The organism is Paenibacillus sp. FJAT-26967, from assembly GCF_001541095.1.
Classification (GTDB): Bacteria; Bacillota; Bacilli; order Paenibacillales; family NBRC-103111; genus Paenibacillus_F.
This window is the reverse complement of the sequence record NZ_LMXH01000002.1, coordinates 176,267-190,051: the sequence shown is the minus strand read 5'-3', so window position 1 is coordinate 190,051 and position 13,785 is coordinate 176,267. Positions and strand designations below refer to the sequence as shown.

Genomic DNA, 13,785 nt, shown 5'->3' with positions numbered 1-13,785 from the left:
ATCTTATTTTTTGAATTTGGACAGCTTATCTCCGAAACGCTCTCCGAGCGTCATGGACAGACCTTGATTGCTCAGGGATACATTCTCGTTGCCAGCCAGTTCTTTCTGGTGGTTGGAGGATTTCTCCGGTCTGGAAGAATATGAAGTGGAAGCTGTTTGCGCAGGCGCTTCTTCCGTTTCTTTAATGCTCAGGCTTACACGCTTCTCAGCTGCGTTCACGTCCAGGACTTTCACTTTCACTTCCTGGCCTTCTTTCAGAACTTCCTGCGGAGTCGCGATGTGGCGGTGAGCGATTTGAGAAATATGAACCAGACCTTCAACACCTGGAGCAATTTCAACGAACGCACCGAAACCGGCCAGGCGTTTTACTGTACCTGTGATGATTTCACCCGTTGTGAAAGTTTTCTCAGCTTTCTCCCATGGACCTTCTTGAGTCGCTTTCAGGCTCAGGCTGACCTTATCTTTCTCCGGATCAACTTTCAGTACTTGTACGCTTACTTTGTCGCCTTCTTTAACGATCTCGGACGGATGCTCAACATGGTGCCAAGCCATTTCGGAAATGTGAACCAGACCGTCGATTCCGCCGATGTCTACGAATGCGCCGAACTGAGTCAGGCGTTGTACCGTACCTTCGTAAGTTTGGCCAACCTCGATTTTGCCGATGATTTCTTTCTTCTGTACTTCGAATTCTTCATCCAGCACGTCTTTTTGGGACAGAATCACTTTATTCTTCTCACGGTCGATTTCTTTGACTCTCAGACGAAGAGTACGGCCCTTGTAATCGCTGAAATCTTCTACGAAAGAGCGTTCAACCATGGAAGCAGGTACGAAACCGCGTACGCCTACGTCAACGACAAGGCCGCCTTTTACAACTTCAGCAACGGTAGCTTCGAGAATTACTTTCTCGTCAAGCTTCTGCTGAAGAGTTTCCCATGATTTTTCACTATCGATAGAACGCTTCGAAAGAACAAGCTTCTCTTTGTTATCATCGATTGTCACGACTTTAAGTTCTACTTCCTGACCTTCTTGAACCGCTTGATCCGCATTCTCGATTTGAACGGAAGAAAGTTCACGGAGAGAAATCGTTCCGTCGTACTTATAACCGATATCGACAATAGCTTGATCCTGCTCAACTTTGATGATTTTACCTTTTACGATATCGCCTTTTTTGACTGCAGCAGCTTGGCTCATTAATTCTTGAGCTTCTTGCTCAGCTTGGTTTTCATTCGCTTGGTTTTCATTGTTTTTGATTTCTTCTGACATAGGGATACGCCTCCTCAAAATAAACACACCATCGGTTAATTTGTATAAGCGGCTTCACTGTTTAGAGAGTGAAGGGGCTACACAACCGGGTTCGTTTTCAAAAATTAAGCGACCTTGTTCCGATATTCGTCGGCTAAGGCCTGAATAGCTTGCATAATGTGCTCGGTGACCTGTTCCAGATCAGGTGAACCTGATTCGGTGAAGGATGTTAAATCAACAGGCTTACCGTAGACGACCGTCATCCGGCGGAATAGCCGGTAATCGCCTATGATAGCAGCCGGAATAACGGCTGCACCAGATTTCAGCGCGAACATTGCCGCGCCTTTCTTGCCGATACCGCCTGGATTGTTGCGCGTTCCTTCCGGAAAAATCCCGAGCACATGACCGTCCCGAAGAAGGGAAATTGCACCCTTGATCGATTCTTTGCTGACGCCTCCACGTTTGACCGGAAAAGCGCCCAGTTTATTAATTATTGGACCAAGAACCGGAATTTGAAACAACTCCGCTTTTGCCATAAAGTGTACCTGGCGCTTAAGGCGGATGCCCACAGTCGGAGGGTCAAAATTGCTGATGTGATTCGAACACAGCAGCACCCCCCCTTCTTCGGGGATGTTCTCTCTTCCAATTACGCGAAGCCTGAAGAATAAGGCATAGAAAATATTGCAAAGTCCCCGCGCGAACCGGTAAAACATCATTGGTTCTCACCGCCTGTTCTCGATCGGCCTAACTGAAGAATGTACTCGACTACCTCGGGTACGGTCATATTCGTGCTGTCCAGCAGGACGGCGTCTTTAGCCTGAACTAAAGGGGAAGCCTCTCTGCCTTCATCCAGCCTGTCCCGGCGGGCGATATCCCTTTCCATATCATCAAGGGTCGTCACCGCACCTGCGCCTCGGACCTCTTCAAATCTTCTTTCGGCCCGCTTACGCACACTTGCAGTCAAATATACTTTGACCTCCGCATCAGGAAGTACATGCGTGCCGATATCGCGGCCATCCATAACGACACCCTTGGATGCGGCCATTTGCTTTTGTAAGTTCACAAGCAGCTCTCTAACCTCAGGGATTGCTGCAATTTGCGAGACATGATCGGTTACGGTCTTGCTGCGGATCGGGACAGATACATCCTGACCGTTCACAAATACCTGCTGGCCGTCCTTGCCGGGTACCAGGCTGATCTGCATAGCCGAAGCTGCCCGGGATACACCGGGGGCATCTCCAGGATCAATGCCGTCTTGGAGGGCTTTCCAGGTCACCGCACGATACATGGCTCCCGTGTCCACATAAATAAAGCCAAGTTCGCCCGCTACCATACGTGCGACGGTACTTTTGCCTGCACCGGCAGGTCCATCGATTGCGATATTAAATTTAGTCAAAACCAAGGCTCCTCCTAGTACAACCTTACGAACAAAAAAGCAGGCATAGCCTGCTAACGTTGTAAATTATACCATAGTCGGGAGGCAGATGCAAAAACGCTAGCGGGCGCATAGCGGCTGTCATGCCCTAGCGCTGCTGCTTCTGCGAATGCTGGACATAAGGATCTCCTTCGAGGGGATCGACTCTGGTCATAATGCTTCTTAGGGGAGCGACCTGCAGCAGCAGCTGGCTGAAGATCAGAAGAACCAGGACACAACCTACCAATCTTAACAGCATTCTTTCAACCCGATCGGAAAATTCAACAAACAGTTGCTCGTAGCTATCATAAGTTAAAGGCTCTTTACGTTGTGTAAATTTCCGGCTCCTCACGTGCATCCTCCTGTCAAACAGCTTGTCCTGGATGCAGTGTTACCCGAAACCGGTTAAATTATGTAAGACGCTGAATTAATTCTTCCGGAGATCGAACTGCTTCTCAAAGCAGTATTGGATAAGCTTCTGCCTATCGCGGTCCGCGATTTCACTGAACTGCAGCATCACGATTTTACGGCCCGATTCGAGAGGCTTGATGCGGACGGCTTCTGCTTTGAAATTAAGATGTTCGATAGACCCGTTCTTGTATGGCACCACCAGCCAGCAGTTGACGTGATCGGATGCTTCGACCTTCTCATCCCCGCCGCAAATAAACGACACGCCGCCGCCGCCCACGTCCTCGGTAAGAGCAATGAATGGAGTATGACCGGCGGAGGTAACCGAGACCTCGAGCTCGGCCGGGATGCGCAAGAAACTTCGCCGCTGTATTTTGGTGATTGATGCCGGATCCGGCTTAGCTATAGCTACGAGCTTGATCCCCTGCTCGCGAAATCCGATTACCGAAGACTGGAAGTAATTCTTGACACCCCCGTCGCTAACGTAGTAGGCATTCAATTCATCTCCCGTGTAGAGACGCTTCAGCCTGCCGGTACGCTCATTCATCGGAACTTCAATTAGAATCGTATCGGCCCGTACATCCGAAATTCTTGCTTTGTATTCCTGCTTGGCTTCTTCCTCGTCAATCGTATTGACCTGCAGGTGCAGAAGCTGGTTCACTTTCATTAGCTCAGCCACAGTTATGCCTCATCCCTCTTCCTATTCCTGCGCGGCGCGCTGATGCACCGGTTGCTTCTTCATTAATTATAGCACGCCCCCTCTATTTAGGAAGATCAAATTACGAACAAAAAGCGATTCCAGGCATCCCTGAAACCGCTCTTTCTCCAACTTATCCGGTATCTGATTTTATTGCTGCATGACCCACTATTTGGCTTCCTGAATATCTTCCTGGCGGATGGTCTCGACTTTTTCTTCCACTCCGTTATCGCCATTGACATAAATCCGGTAAATTTGCCCATTCATGGTTCCGATGAACTCATGGCACAATACTTCCTCGTTCATATCATTCATAATCAGAGCTTTCGTTTGACGGGTTACTTTTAATTTAGGACTCAGATGTTTCCTTGCTTCTTCTACCGAAATCTTAGGTTCTTGTCCCAGCAGCGGATGCTTCCTGTTTGCGAATACGTAATCCGTCCCCTGTAAACCGATGATTTGTCCGTCGTCTAACGCTACGTTAACTACAAGCTTTTCCGGGTACACTACCGTGTCTTGGTCTTGTCTGGCAAACGTCATGTTGCATATATTCTGATGGCGGTCAAAACTGACAGCCGTCATATTTTTATACCCATGACGCTCCAGGAACTGCTCAGCGGCTGCTCTGGATTGTTCCACGTTTAATTTAGCTGATTTGACATCCCGCGGGTTCAAGTAATAAATAAGCTGCCCGCCCTTTTTCGTGAAGTCCATAGAAAGATCTGTCCCGTTCTTCCCTCCGGGAAGCGTACAGGTATACGATTCATATTCACTGCCGCCATTGCCGTTCTTAACGACTTGGAATACGGCCGGATTGTTGACTCCGAGAAAAGCTGCCGCCTTCTGACGGACTTCCTGCTCACTAATATCATTCCCATCGAGCATCTTGGCACTGTATTTAGCCTGGGTTGACATAGTAAACGGACCTTCTTTTAAATCGTTATACTCCCCGACTTTTTTGTCCACTGTCTTGAAGCCGTCAATAATGGTATTGTCATTGGGCTCCGTATTATGGCCAAGAGCCGTCTGCACATCCATCCAGCGCAAGTTATTCGCGATAACCTTATCCTGCACCCCGCGCAAATCCTTCGTGATGTCCTTGGAGTGCTGATAAAGCGTGCTTAATGTCTTTACTTCTCCATCGGTTAACGGCTTCTGGGTCAAATCACGGACAGATGTCTGGTAGCTGAACTTCGCCACCTTGGATAGAAACTCCTCCGTTTTGTTAAATGGAAGCAGGGCGAGCGGCAGTTGATTCACCTCACTTTGAGCCTCACTGGTCAGCCTCCAAACGTTCACGAGTCCTTTGCGGTAACTGTCGCTTGATGTCGAATTCAAGGCCAGAGTATTGCCAAGCTCCGTATGTAGCTTTTCCACATGAAACGACAAATCATGAAAAGCTCTCTGATACTGATTCTCGCCTCTTACCATTACTTCATTTTTTTGCTGCTGCTGATTGTACCCCCAGACTGCCGTGCCGACTAAAGCAAGAGTGCTGAGAGGAAAGAGTACCATGCTAAGTTTTCTGTACATGCTTAAAAACTCCTTTCTTAGGCGATGTTGCCGTTATTGTCTGCCTACCAAAAGAAGTTTATACAGCAAAAAAGACCTGCGCATAAGCGCAGGTCTTTTCATTCTTGCGTTTCCATTTCAAGGTCATGGTCATTGTCACAAATACACTGCTTAAATCCGGTTTCGATTCTGCCGTTATCCCGGCGTCCCTTAAGGATAAATCGCTCCCCGCATTGTCTGCAGCGTATGGTTACTTTAATTCGGTTCCCGGACATAAGTTCACCCTCCGCACCCCATAGTGCAAATATATAAGTGTTCTTATACCAGTATGGGCAAATTTATCCGACTTCAAACTCTTCGTCACTGCGCATAATACGGCCCAGCGGCGAATGTTCATTCGCTCTGTTTATTTTCCAAATGGTCCTTATCCACAGCAGCGTCATAAATGGCAGCATAAACCAGATCCAATTGCTTTGGGCAACGAGCTGGATGTAGTCAAAGGAACCGTGCCACAAAATCGGCAGCAGCATGGAAGCAAACAAATATTTGCGTTCATGAGCACGCATAAATTTAGCTTTGCCCAGATAGTAACCCATCATAACTCCGAATAAAGCATGACCGGATACAGGAAGCAGAGCACGCATAATCAACATGGAAATGCTCGTGCCGTTAACAAGTGCATAGAGAATATTCTCAAGCGTGGCAAAACCCAAGCTTACCGCTACCGCGTAAACAATACCGTCGTAAGGCTCATCGAATGAGGAGTGCCGGTAAATCAGGTGATACACCACGAACCACTTCAGAAATTCTTCAAGACCGCCTGAGATAAAAAAGGCGAATGTAAACTGGTTCTCCCCGCCGATTTCTTCAATAAAAGCGCTCTGAATAACCATAGCGGGGATGACCAGCAGAACACCGAAAAGAAACAATTTGCCGACCAGATGAATCGGCTCTGTTTCATACCGGTCTTTTAAATAAAAATAGGCAAGCAGGGAGATTCCGGGAGCAACAGCCGCCATAAGCACGGAAAACAAGTCCATCCCTTTTCCCCCTTTCTGTTACGGCAGACGAATAACGTTCCGTTACTTAGACCCAGCCGCGGAATCGGGCCGCTTCGGCCATTTTGCGAACACCGGTCATATAGGCCGCAAGTCGCATATCGATTCCACGTGTCTTATGAATATTATAGACATTTTCGAAGCCATTTTCCATGACTTCTTGAAGTTTGGCATGAACTTCACTCTCCGACCAGTAATATCCCTGGTTGTTCTGTACCCACTCGAAATACGAAACTACAACTCCGCCCGCGCTTGCGAGTACGTCCGGTACAATAAGAATGCCGCGTTCCGTCAAAATTTTGGTTGCTTCCAGAGTGGTAGGGCCGTTGGCCGCTTCGACCACAATGCTGGCTTTAATGCGGTGTGCATTCTCACGAGTGATCTGATTCTCGATAGCCGCCGGAACTAGAATGTCGCATTCTTGTTCCAAAATATCTTGGGCCGGCATGACATCGGAGAACAGATTCGTCACGGTTCCGAATGAATCACGGCGGTCGAGCAGATATTCGATGTCCAGGCCTTCCGGATCGTATAAAGCCCCGTTCACATCCGCAATCCCTACTACTTTGGCGCCGGCTTCATGCATAAACTTCGACAGGAAACTACCTGCGTTGCCGAAACCCTGGACAATTACCCGCGCGCCTTGAAGCGGAATGCCGCGTTTCTCCAGTGCTTTGTTAATCATAATCGTAACACCTTTGGCTGTTGCGGTCTCCCGGCCGTGCGAACCTCCCAGAACAATCGGCTTGCCCGTTATGAATCCCGGAGAATCAAATTCACGAATCCGGCTGTATTCATCGAGCATCCAAGCCATAATCTGCGAGTTCGTCATAACATCCGGTGCCGGAATGTCCTTGGTAGGCCCTACAAGTTGAGATATGGATCTGACATAACCGCGGCTGAGCAGTTCCAGTTCACGGGAAGACATCGTGCGCGGGTCGCAAATAATTCCTCCCTTGCCGCCGCCGTAAGGCAGATCAACAATACCGCACTTCAAGCTCATCCAGATTGAAAGCGCTTTGACTTCATCTTCCGTTACGCCGGGATGAAACCTGACCCCTCCCTTTGTTGGACCGACTGCATCGTTATGCTGAGCACGATAACCTGTAAACACCTTCACCTTGCCGTCGTCCATGCGCACAGGGATACGAACGGTCAGGACACGCAAAGGTTCTTTAAGCAATTCATACATTTCATCCGAGTACCCGAGTCTCTTCAAAGCTTGTTCAATAATAATTTGAGTCGATTCCAGCACGTTTAAATTTTCTATGTTTTTGTCAGTCATGGTGTGACCACCTCTCATCTATGTATTATGACACAATGAAAATAAAGCATCCTGCAAAAACGGGTGTTTTTGGAGAATGCTTTACCAGCAGCAGCCTATATCTTGTCCGGTGTAAGAACATAAGGGACAGGCTTGATCCGCCAGCCCGGTCAAGCCGCACCGGATATAGGTCTTAAACTCAAGCGAAATGACGGCACAGTTCCGGAACCGCCTGTTCGGCAATGACGGCTTTGCCGTACTCTTCCAGGACGGCTTTCGTCACATTCGTAGCATCCCCGTATTCAGAAAGTACTGCAATGAGTGTCTGGAACTTTGCTTCAGGCAACTCCGTCGGTTCGAGCTGAAGGATCCATTTATTCTTATACGTATAAAGCGCCCCGCCATCCGTTAACATCGGTTTGATGACTTTGGCGGCACGCAGCAAATCTTCAAAATCGCGGAATGCGTAAGAAATAATATCGCTTTGCTCAAGCGTTACTTCCATCTCATATACTTCCTCCGCCTCATGATCATCAAGAATGTCGGCCTGCAGGGATAAATCCATGTTTCCGCGGGTCACGATGACGACCATTCCCTGGGCAGGAAGTGCAAATACTTCAACAGCCAAAGGTCCGGAAGGTTCAAAACCCAACTCGGAGTAAGCCTGATCCATCATGTCACTAAACAGATCGTGAACTTTGGGTATCTCCCTCCACATATCGTCCTTCTGGATACCCCGTTCCGTCAAGTCATCGAATGTAAGGAAAATCCGTATTTTATCCGGGCTTAGACGTTCGATTTTCATGACAGGATCCTCCTTTCCATGACACCTTATTGAATGGTTATAAACATAATATGCCGGTTGAAAACCACGGTGTGTGCGCTTGCTGAAACAAGCACATAACTGGGTGCCACCTTATATTATTATACCATGTCACGCGCAAAATGTTAGTCATGCGGGAAAAATTTAAAGACACCGCCTCTGCCCATGGCAGAAGCGGTGTTCGGGGTTGATCTTCCATTCCTCTATGGTCATGCAGGATTAACTTCAGATAGTCCCGGATGGCCTGGAATCGTTCTTGTCGAGAATTTCATCCACGGCAGACTTCACGTGTAAGTCCTTGGCGATGAGTTCTTTAATCACTTGCTCGTCCTCTGCGGAGTTAACGGCGGAACTGACACTGTGGCTTTGCTTGGGCTGCGAGTAAGAAGCAGAGTTGCTGCTTCCATGGGAAGCGGCTTTCGAGTCCGGTTGGGCGGGACTGCCGGACTGACCCTGGTTCGGCGAATTTGAAGCTGATTTCCCTGAAAACATCTGCATCGCTTCATTCATTATTCCGTTGACTGCCTTGCCCGTACTGCTGCCGGAACTCATTAAAGCAGCCCTGAAGCTGTTTTTGCGATTCATGGCATACACAGTAAGCGCCGCACCGGCTATGCCCCCGATAAGCAAAGAACTGAATCTCATCTGTATCCCTCCAAAGTTTAGAATGAATTGAATCTTTGTTAGGTTGCGTCTGCTCTACAGGGGTCATGCGCAGCTTTGCAGGGAATCGCAGGGATTCGCCTTACTGATCAACGGGTATAATATACCGGCGGCGCTCCAAAACCTATATTAATATGGTAGAATTTGAAAAAGGAATAAGCCGCTTACACATAAGCTTATACAAAAAATAAGACAGGAGCTTTGGTACCATGACCCTTACGAATATCCTGAGAACGGCCGGAATTGCCCTTACCCTCAGTCTGACACTTACAGCTTGCGGACCCGGGACGGACAGTAAGACCGCCAGTACAGATCCATCAGCAAATCAGACAGAGACGGGAACGCGTTCCCCTGACCCAGCATCATCCCCAGCGCCGCAGGCCCCCAGCGCCTCGCCTTCCCCTAACGGGCAGCAGACTTCGCCGGCACCTTCCCCGGAGGCTGCTCAGAAATCAAAGTACCGCATCAATTCAAATTATGATGTCGTTCCAGTCGATGCGGGCGGCGAAAAGAAGGTGGTGCTTCTAACTTTCGATGACGGGCCCAAAGAAAAAGCCATGCTTGAATCTATGCTGGGCACTCTCGATAAACATAAAGCCAAAGCCATTTTCTTCATGAACGGAACCCGCATCAAGCAGCATCCCGAACTCGCCAAACTGATCCATGACCGGGGACAAGCGCTTGGCAATCATTCCTGGGATCATGTGGATCTTAAGAAGGAGAATCCGGATAATCTGGATCATCAGATTGGGGATGTGGTTAAAATTCTGGAAGAGACGACCGGCAGTAAGCCCCGGTTCTTCCGCCCGCCTTACGGTTCAGGCAATGATGCAGTCAAAGCAAAAGCCAAGGCTCATCAACTGATTTATATGACTTGGTCCAACGGATCTATGGATTGGGAGATGTCCGCAGAGAAGAACGATCCGGACAAAATTGTCGCGAGCGTACTTGAACAGCTTCATCCCGGAAGCAACATTCTGATGCATGAACTTCCCTGGACGGCAGATGCGCTGGACAAACTGCTTACAGAGCTAGAAAAGAAAGGCTATACGTTTGTCGATCCGGCGCAAATTACTGCGGAATCTTAATCCATCCGTAACAAAAGCCTGCATTCGGGTGCAATACCGGCATGAATCAGCCCGTATTCGCCCTAGTGCAGGCTTTTAGTATCCAACGTTATATACGATCCCGGCCATTCAAGGTTTGGACGTATATTCAATCCCCCACCAGCCAAGTCCGACTACGAGCAGAAGAAACAAAAGAAGCAGGATCTGATAAAAAGTCCGGGTTACTTTCGTTTGCTCAGACGGATGAACGGAGCTTCGCGGGGGCAGGTAATGGCTTTCATCTTCGGCTGCTTCGCCTGCTTCAATGGTGTTCGGCTGATTAACCAATTCCTCGCCGGTCTGGTTGTGGCGCATGCTTCACTACTCCTCCTTACTGTACCTCAAAATGCATCCTGAAATAAAATCGATAATAAAATGAGCGCAAATAGCTGTCCATAGAGAACCGGTATGTACATATATCCAGCCAATCCCATAGCTAATGCTGAAAACAAGACCTGTCATAAGCCAATGCTGCAAATAACGGACATGAATAGCAGCGAACAAGATACTCGTCCAGTATGGACCCAGATAGTGCTGAATAGCTCCGCGGAACAGCAGTTCCTCACAGACCGACACGACCAAACATAGAACTGCGATGTGCCATAAGGGCCTTTGCGCAAAAATGCGTTTATTGACACCGCCGTCATCCATTACATCCTCCGGAACAAACCTCGTTACGATCAGATCGGCTGCAACAACAAGCAGAGCCAGTCCGCCGCCCCACAGAAGAATCCCCCAACCCGGCTTAAATGAAAGCAGGGTGTTCAAATCCGTTTGTTGAACCAGGAGCATAATCACACCGATGATCAGAATTAAAACTTGCGTTGCATATAAGTTCAGCAGCAGGACCTTATCGCTCAGTTCGTCTACACGAACCGCTTTTTGGAAGCGGATATTTTTGAGGTCCTTCCATTTCGATTTCCATTTATTCATGAAGGTCCTTCCCAAGGAATCAATTGGCTCCCAATCGCCCTTTATCAGAATTGCGCCTCGCTGCAGCTGTCCGGCATACTTGGCGCTCTTCTTTTAACATACCATGAATTGACGCTTCAGAAAATCTTACTCTCTTATAACGAACTAGACCCTTCAAAAGTTCCATCTGCAGCTGCATAAAAAAAGCCCGCAATCATTCAGATTGCACGCTTAAATTAATAGGGAGTCTCAGGCTCTTAATCGTACGCAAAGCCCCGCAGCCCCGATACCGCGGCCATACCGCCCTCTACATTGATCATGTGCTCGTAACCATTTTGCTGCAAATAAGCGCATACCATCTCACTTCGTACGCCGTGAGCACAGATCACATATAGGGGAACATCCTCAGGAAGTTCTCCGAGACGGCCTGGAATCGTATTCATCGGAATATGCTCCGTCCCCTCCAAATGATAGTAGTTCCATTCAACTGTCTCACGTACATCGATCACCATGTATTTCCCGTGAATATTCTCCCCTTCTTCTAATAGTCTCAGAAAAGGTTCCGGTCCGATCTGTTTCAAAGGGTTAACCACCTTTCGTCCATCATCCGTGTATATGCCTCTATGCAGAATACACAATTCCCGAAGCAACCTCAAGGTGTAAAGAAGACTATTCTGCGGACAGCTCGGCACTTTGCAAAGAATGCGTGAAACTCTCTCAAACCCTATTGACACCCCCGACGAAGCCATGTTACATTAAGGTCAACTTAAAGTCATATAACACGTTAAAGCGTTGACGGAGACAAGTATGCATGCTAGCCTTTCAGAGAGCCGGTGGTTGGTGAGAACCGGCAGGATACGCGTATACAGAGCACTCCCGAGCATCGGTCCGAAGCACTGCGGAGGATCAATCGGCAGAACCCGTTATCGTTCAAAGTCCTTGATAGGACTTATAAGGCCTCCCGTGCAAGCGTGAGGTAAAGTTGGGTGGCACCGCGAAGATAACTCTCGTCCCTTCATACGGGTTACGTATGAGGTTCGGGGGTTTTTTTATATTTTCAAACGACTACTAAGGAGGCATTATCATGTTTAAAGTACTTGTATCGGATCCAATCAGCGATATGGGCATTCAAATGCTCCATGACGCAAGCGATGTTGAGGTAGACAAAAAAACCGGACTTAGCGAAGAAGAACTCATCGCTATCATCGGCGATTACGACGCGCTGCTTGTACGCAGCCAGACCAAAGTAACTCCCCGCATTATGGATGCAGCTCCTAAGCTGAAAGTAATCGGCCGCGCAGGTGTCGGTGTCGACAACATTGACCTTGAAGCGGCTACCAAACACGGAATCGTCGTTATCAATGCTCCTGACGGAAATACCATTGCTACATGCGAGCATACTTTTGCCATGATCATGTCGGTAGCGCGTTCGATTCCTCAAGCTTACAAAAAAACGGTCACAGGTGAATGGGATCGTAAAACATTCGTCGGCGTTGAATTGCGCAATAAAACGCTGGGTATTCTCGGCATGGGCCGGATCGGCAGCGAAGTGGCCAAACGCGCCAAAGTATTCGGAATGAACGTGATCGGCTATGACCCGTTCCTAACGGAAGAACGTGCGGAGAAAATCGGCGTGAAGCTCGGCTCTGTCAATGATATCGCGGCGGCAGCTGATTTCATTACCGTTCATACCCCACTGACTAACGAAACCCGTCACATCGTGGGTCCTGCACAGTTTGCTATTATGAAAAAAGGCGTACGCATCGTTAACTGCGCACGCGGCGGAATCATTGATGAGAATGCGCTCGTAGAAGCGATTGAGAGCGGAACTGTCGCTGGCGCTGCTTTCGACGTATTCGAGCAGGAGCCTCCGCAGGCGAGCCATCCTTTCCTGAATAATCCGAAAATCATCGTGACACCTCACCTCGGAGCTTCCACAATCGAAGCCCAGGAGAACGTTGCAATTGACGTATCGGAAGAACTGCTGCACATTCTGCGCGATGAGCCGTTCAAGAATGCAGTCAACATGCCGCCAGTTCCGGCAACCGTTATGAATAAGCTTCAGCCGTACTTTAATCTTGGAGAGAAGCTCGGTCTTATTGCCGGTCAGTTGACCGAAGGCCCAGTTAACGAAATCGTTGTCAGCTATTCCGGGGATCTTGCCGATGTCGATACCAACCCGCTGACACGCTATATCGTGAAGGGTGTATTCACCCAGCATCTAGAAGGCATTAACCTTGTAAACGCTATGCATATGGCCAAATCGCGCGACATCAACATTACGACGCAGCAATCGTCCACTACAGGCACTTTCACGAACCTGGTGACGATCACGATCAAGTCCAAGCAAGGTGACCGTACCTTCGCAGGCACCCTGCTTTCGGGTTATGGCGAGCGCATCGTACAAATCGACCAATACCCGGTAGACTTTGCACCGGAAGGCAGCCTGCTGCTTATCTCGCACAATGATAAGCCGGGTATCATCGGACGCGTGGGTACACTTCTGGGAAGTAATGATGTGAACATCGCAACGATGCAGGTGGGTCGTACTGTCGTCGGCGGATCTGCCATCATGGTCCTGACGATTGACAAAAAAGCTTCCAAAGAAGTGATCGCCGAACTTGAAAAACAGCCGGAAATCGTAAACGTACGCCAATTGGCGATCTAAAACAGTTTTAAAGAGCCT

General features: G+C 48.6%; 16 protein-coding genes and 1 other annotated feature. Of the genes, 2 read left to right on the top strand and 14 right to left on the bottom strand.

The window, feature by feature from the left end; all coding sequences use genetic code 11:
• Window positions 1-3 precede the first annotated feature (3 nt).
• From rpsA to AR333_RS10755, 11 genes are all read right to left on the bottom strand, one after another.
• The gene (rpsA, locus tag AR333_RS10800) at window positions 4-1,263 is read right to left on the bottom strand and encodes a 30S ribosomal protein S1 (protein ID WP_068775379.1); all 1,260 of its coding nucleotides are present in this window, start codon (window positions 1,261-1,263) and stop codon (window positions 4-6) included.
• A 104-nt stretch (window positions 1,264-1,367) separates the two neighbouring features.
• Complete coding sequence (locus tag AR333_RS10795) at window positions 1,368-1,955, bottom strand: 1-acyl-sn-glycerol-3-phosphate acyltransferase (protein ID WP_172798866.1); 588 nt, start codon at window positions 1,953-1,955, stop codon at window positions 1,368-1,370.
• Window positions 1,955-2,638 (bottom strand): (d)CMP kinase, encoded by a 684-nt coding sequence (gene cmk / locus AR333_RS10790; protein ID WP_068775377.1) that lies wholly within the window; start codon window positions 2,636-2,638, stop codon window positions 1,955-1,957. Before cmk ends, AR333_RS10795 begins: the two co-directional genes overlap by 1 nt.
• Before the next feature lie 127 nt (window positions 2,639-2,765).
• Window positions 2,766-3,008 (bottom strand): hypothetical protein, encoded by a 243-nt coding sequence (locus tag AR333_RS10785; protein ID WP_068775376.1) that lies wholly within the window; start codon window positions 3,006-3,008, stop codon window positions 2,766-2,768.
• A 75-nt stretch (window positions 3,009-3,083) separates the two neighbouring features.
• Window positions 3,084-3,743, bottom strand: coding sequence for a flagellar brake protein (locus AR333_RS10780; protein WP_068775375.1), 660 nt, complete (start codon window positions 3,741-3,743; stop codon window positions 3,084-3,086).
• A gap of 186 nt (window positions 3,744-3,929) precedes the next feature.
• Complete coding sequence (ypeB, locus tag AR333_RS10775) at window positions 3,930-5,294, bottom strand: germination protein YpeB (RefSeq protein ID WP_068775374.1); 1,365 nt, start codon at window positions 5,292-5,294, stop codon at window positions 3,930-3,932.
• Between the two features lie 98 nt (window positions 5,295-5,392).
• Window positions 5,393-5,548 carry a hypothetical protein gene (locus AR333_RS24945; RefSeq protein ID WP_166541951.1) on the bottom strand — a complete coding sequence of 52 codons (156 nt, stop codon included), beginning with the start codon at window positions 5,546-5,548 and terminating at the stop codon, window positions 5,393-5,395.
• Between the two features lie 63 nt (window positions 5,549-5,611).
• Window positions 5,612-6,313, bottom strand: coding sequence for a glutamic-type intramembrane protease PrsW (gene prsW, locus AR333_RS10770; protein ID WP_068775373.1), 702 nt, complete (start codon window positions 6,311-6,313; stop codon window positions 5,612-5,614).
• A gap of 46 nt (window positions 6,314-6,359) precedes the next feature.
• Window positions 6,360-7,616 (bottom strand): Glu/Leu/Phe/Val dehydrogenase, encoded by a 1,257-nt coding sequence (locus tag AR333_RS10765; RefSeq protein WP_068775372.1) that lies wholly within the window; start codon window positions 7,614-7,616, stop codon window positions 6,360-6,362.
• A 178-nt stretch (window positions 7,617-7,794) separates the two neighbouring features.
• On the bottom strand, window positions 7,795-8,400 hold the full coding sequence (locus tag AR333_RS10760) for a genetic competence negative regulator (RefSeq protein ID WP_068775371.1): 606 nt from the start codon (window positions 8,398-8,400) through the stop codon (window positions 7,795-7,797).
• 243 nt (window positions 8,401-8,643) lie between these two features.
• Complete coding sequence (locus AR333_RS10755; protein WP_068775370.1) at window positions 8,644-9,063, bottom strand: hypothetical protein; 420 nt, start codon at window positions 9,061-9,063, stop codon at window positions 8,644-8,646.
• Between the two features lie 227 nt (window positions 9,064-9,290).
• Here AR333_RS10755 and AR333_RS10750 point away from each other — a divergent pair, with 227 nt between their 5' ends.
• A complete protein-coding gene (locus AR333_RS10750; RefSeq protein ID WP_068775369.1) occupies window positions 9,291-10,169 on the top strand; it encodes a polysaccharide deacetylase family protein in 879 nt (292 codons plus the stop codon).
• 108 nt (window positions 10,170-10,277) lie between these two features.
• Here AR333_RS10750 and AR333_RS10745 read toward each other — a convergent pair whose 3' ends face one another.
• The 3 genes from AR333_RS10745 to AR333_RS10735 form a co-directional block, all read right to left on the bottom strand.
• Window positions 10,278-10,502 (bottom strand): hypothetical protein, encoded by a 225-nt coding sequence (locus AR333_RS10745; RefSeq protein ID WP_156430883.1) that lies wholly within the window; start codon window positions 10,500-10,502, stop codon window positions 10,278-10,280.
• A gap of 6 nt (window positions 10,503-10,508) precedes the next feature.
• Window positions 10,509-11,120 (bottom strand): CPBP family intramembrane glutamic endopeptidase, encoded by a 612-nt coding sequence (locus AR333_RS10740; protein ID WP_068775368.1) that lies wholly within the window; start codon window positions 11,118-11,120, stop codon window positions 10,509-10,511.
• 236 nt (window positions 11,121-11,356) lie between these two features.
• Window positions 11,357-11,680 carry a rhodanese-like domain-containing protein gene (locus AR333_RS10735; RefSeq protein WP_068775367.1) on the bottom strand — a complete coding sequence of 108 codons (324 nt, stop codon included), beginning with the start codon at window positions 11,678-11,680 and terminating at the stop codon, window positions 11,357-11,359.
• A gap of 202 nt (window positions 11,681-11,882) precedes the next feature.
• Window positions 11,883-12,117: a binding site (T-box leader), on the top strand.
• 66 nt (window positions 12,118-12,183) lie between these two features.
• Between AR333_RS10735 and serA the strand changes: the two genes are divergently transcribed.
• Entirely contained in the window at window positions 12,184-13,767 is a 1,584-nt protein-coding gene (gene serA / locus AR333_RS10730; RefSeq protein ID WP_068775366.1) for a phosphoglycerate dehydrogenase, read from the top strand.
• Window positions 13,768-13,785: the final 18 nt, after the last annotated feature.

Coding starts and splice junctions, on each gene's coding strand:
- rpsA (WP_068775379.1), bottom strand. CDS start 1,263: ATGTCAGAAGAAATCAAAAACAATGAAAACCAAGCGAATGAAAACCAA.
- AR333_RS10795 (WP_172798866.1), bottom strand. CDS start 1,955: ATGTTTTACCGGTTCGCGCGGGGACTTTGCAATATTTTCTATGCCTTA.
- ypeB (WP_068775374.1), bottom strand. CDS start 5,294: ATGTACAGAAAACTTAGCATGGTACTCTTTCCTCTCAGCACTCTTGCT.
- AR333_RS24945 (WP_166541951.1), bottom strand. CDS start 5,548: ATGTCCGGGAACCGAATTAAAGTAACCATACGCTGCAGACAATGCGGG.
- prsW (WP_068775373.1), bottom strand. CDS start 6,313: ATGGACTTGTTTTCCGTGCTTATGGCGGCTGTTGCTCCCGGAATCTCC.
- AR333_RS10765 (WP_068775372.1), bottom strand. CDS start 7,616: ATGACTGACAAAAACATAGAAAATTTAAACGTGCTGGAATCGACTCAA.
- AR333_RS10760 (WP_068775371.1), bottom strand. CDS start 8,400: ATGAAAATCGAACGTCTAAGCCCGGATAAAATACGGATTTTCCTTACA.
- AR333_RS10755 (WP_068775370.1), bottom strand. CDS start 9,063: ATGAGATTCAGTTCTTTGCTTATCGGGGGCATAGCCGGTGCGGCGCTT.
- AR333_RS10750 (WP_068775369.1), top strand. CDS start 9,291: ATGACCCTTACGAATATCCTGAGAACGGCCGGAATTGCCCTTACCCTC.
- AR333_RS10745 (WP_156430883.1), bottom strand. CDS start 10,502: ATGCGCCACAACCAGACCGGCGAGGAATTGGTTAATCAGCCGAACACC.
- AR333_RS10740 (WP_068775368.1), bottom strand. CDS start 11,120: ATGAATAAATGGAAATCGAAATGGAAGGACCTCAAAAATATCCGCTTC.
- serA (WP_068775366.1), top strand. CDS start 12,184: ATGTTTAAAGTACTTGTATCGGATCCAATCAGCGATATGGGCATTCAA.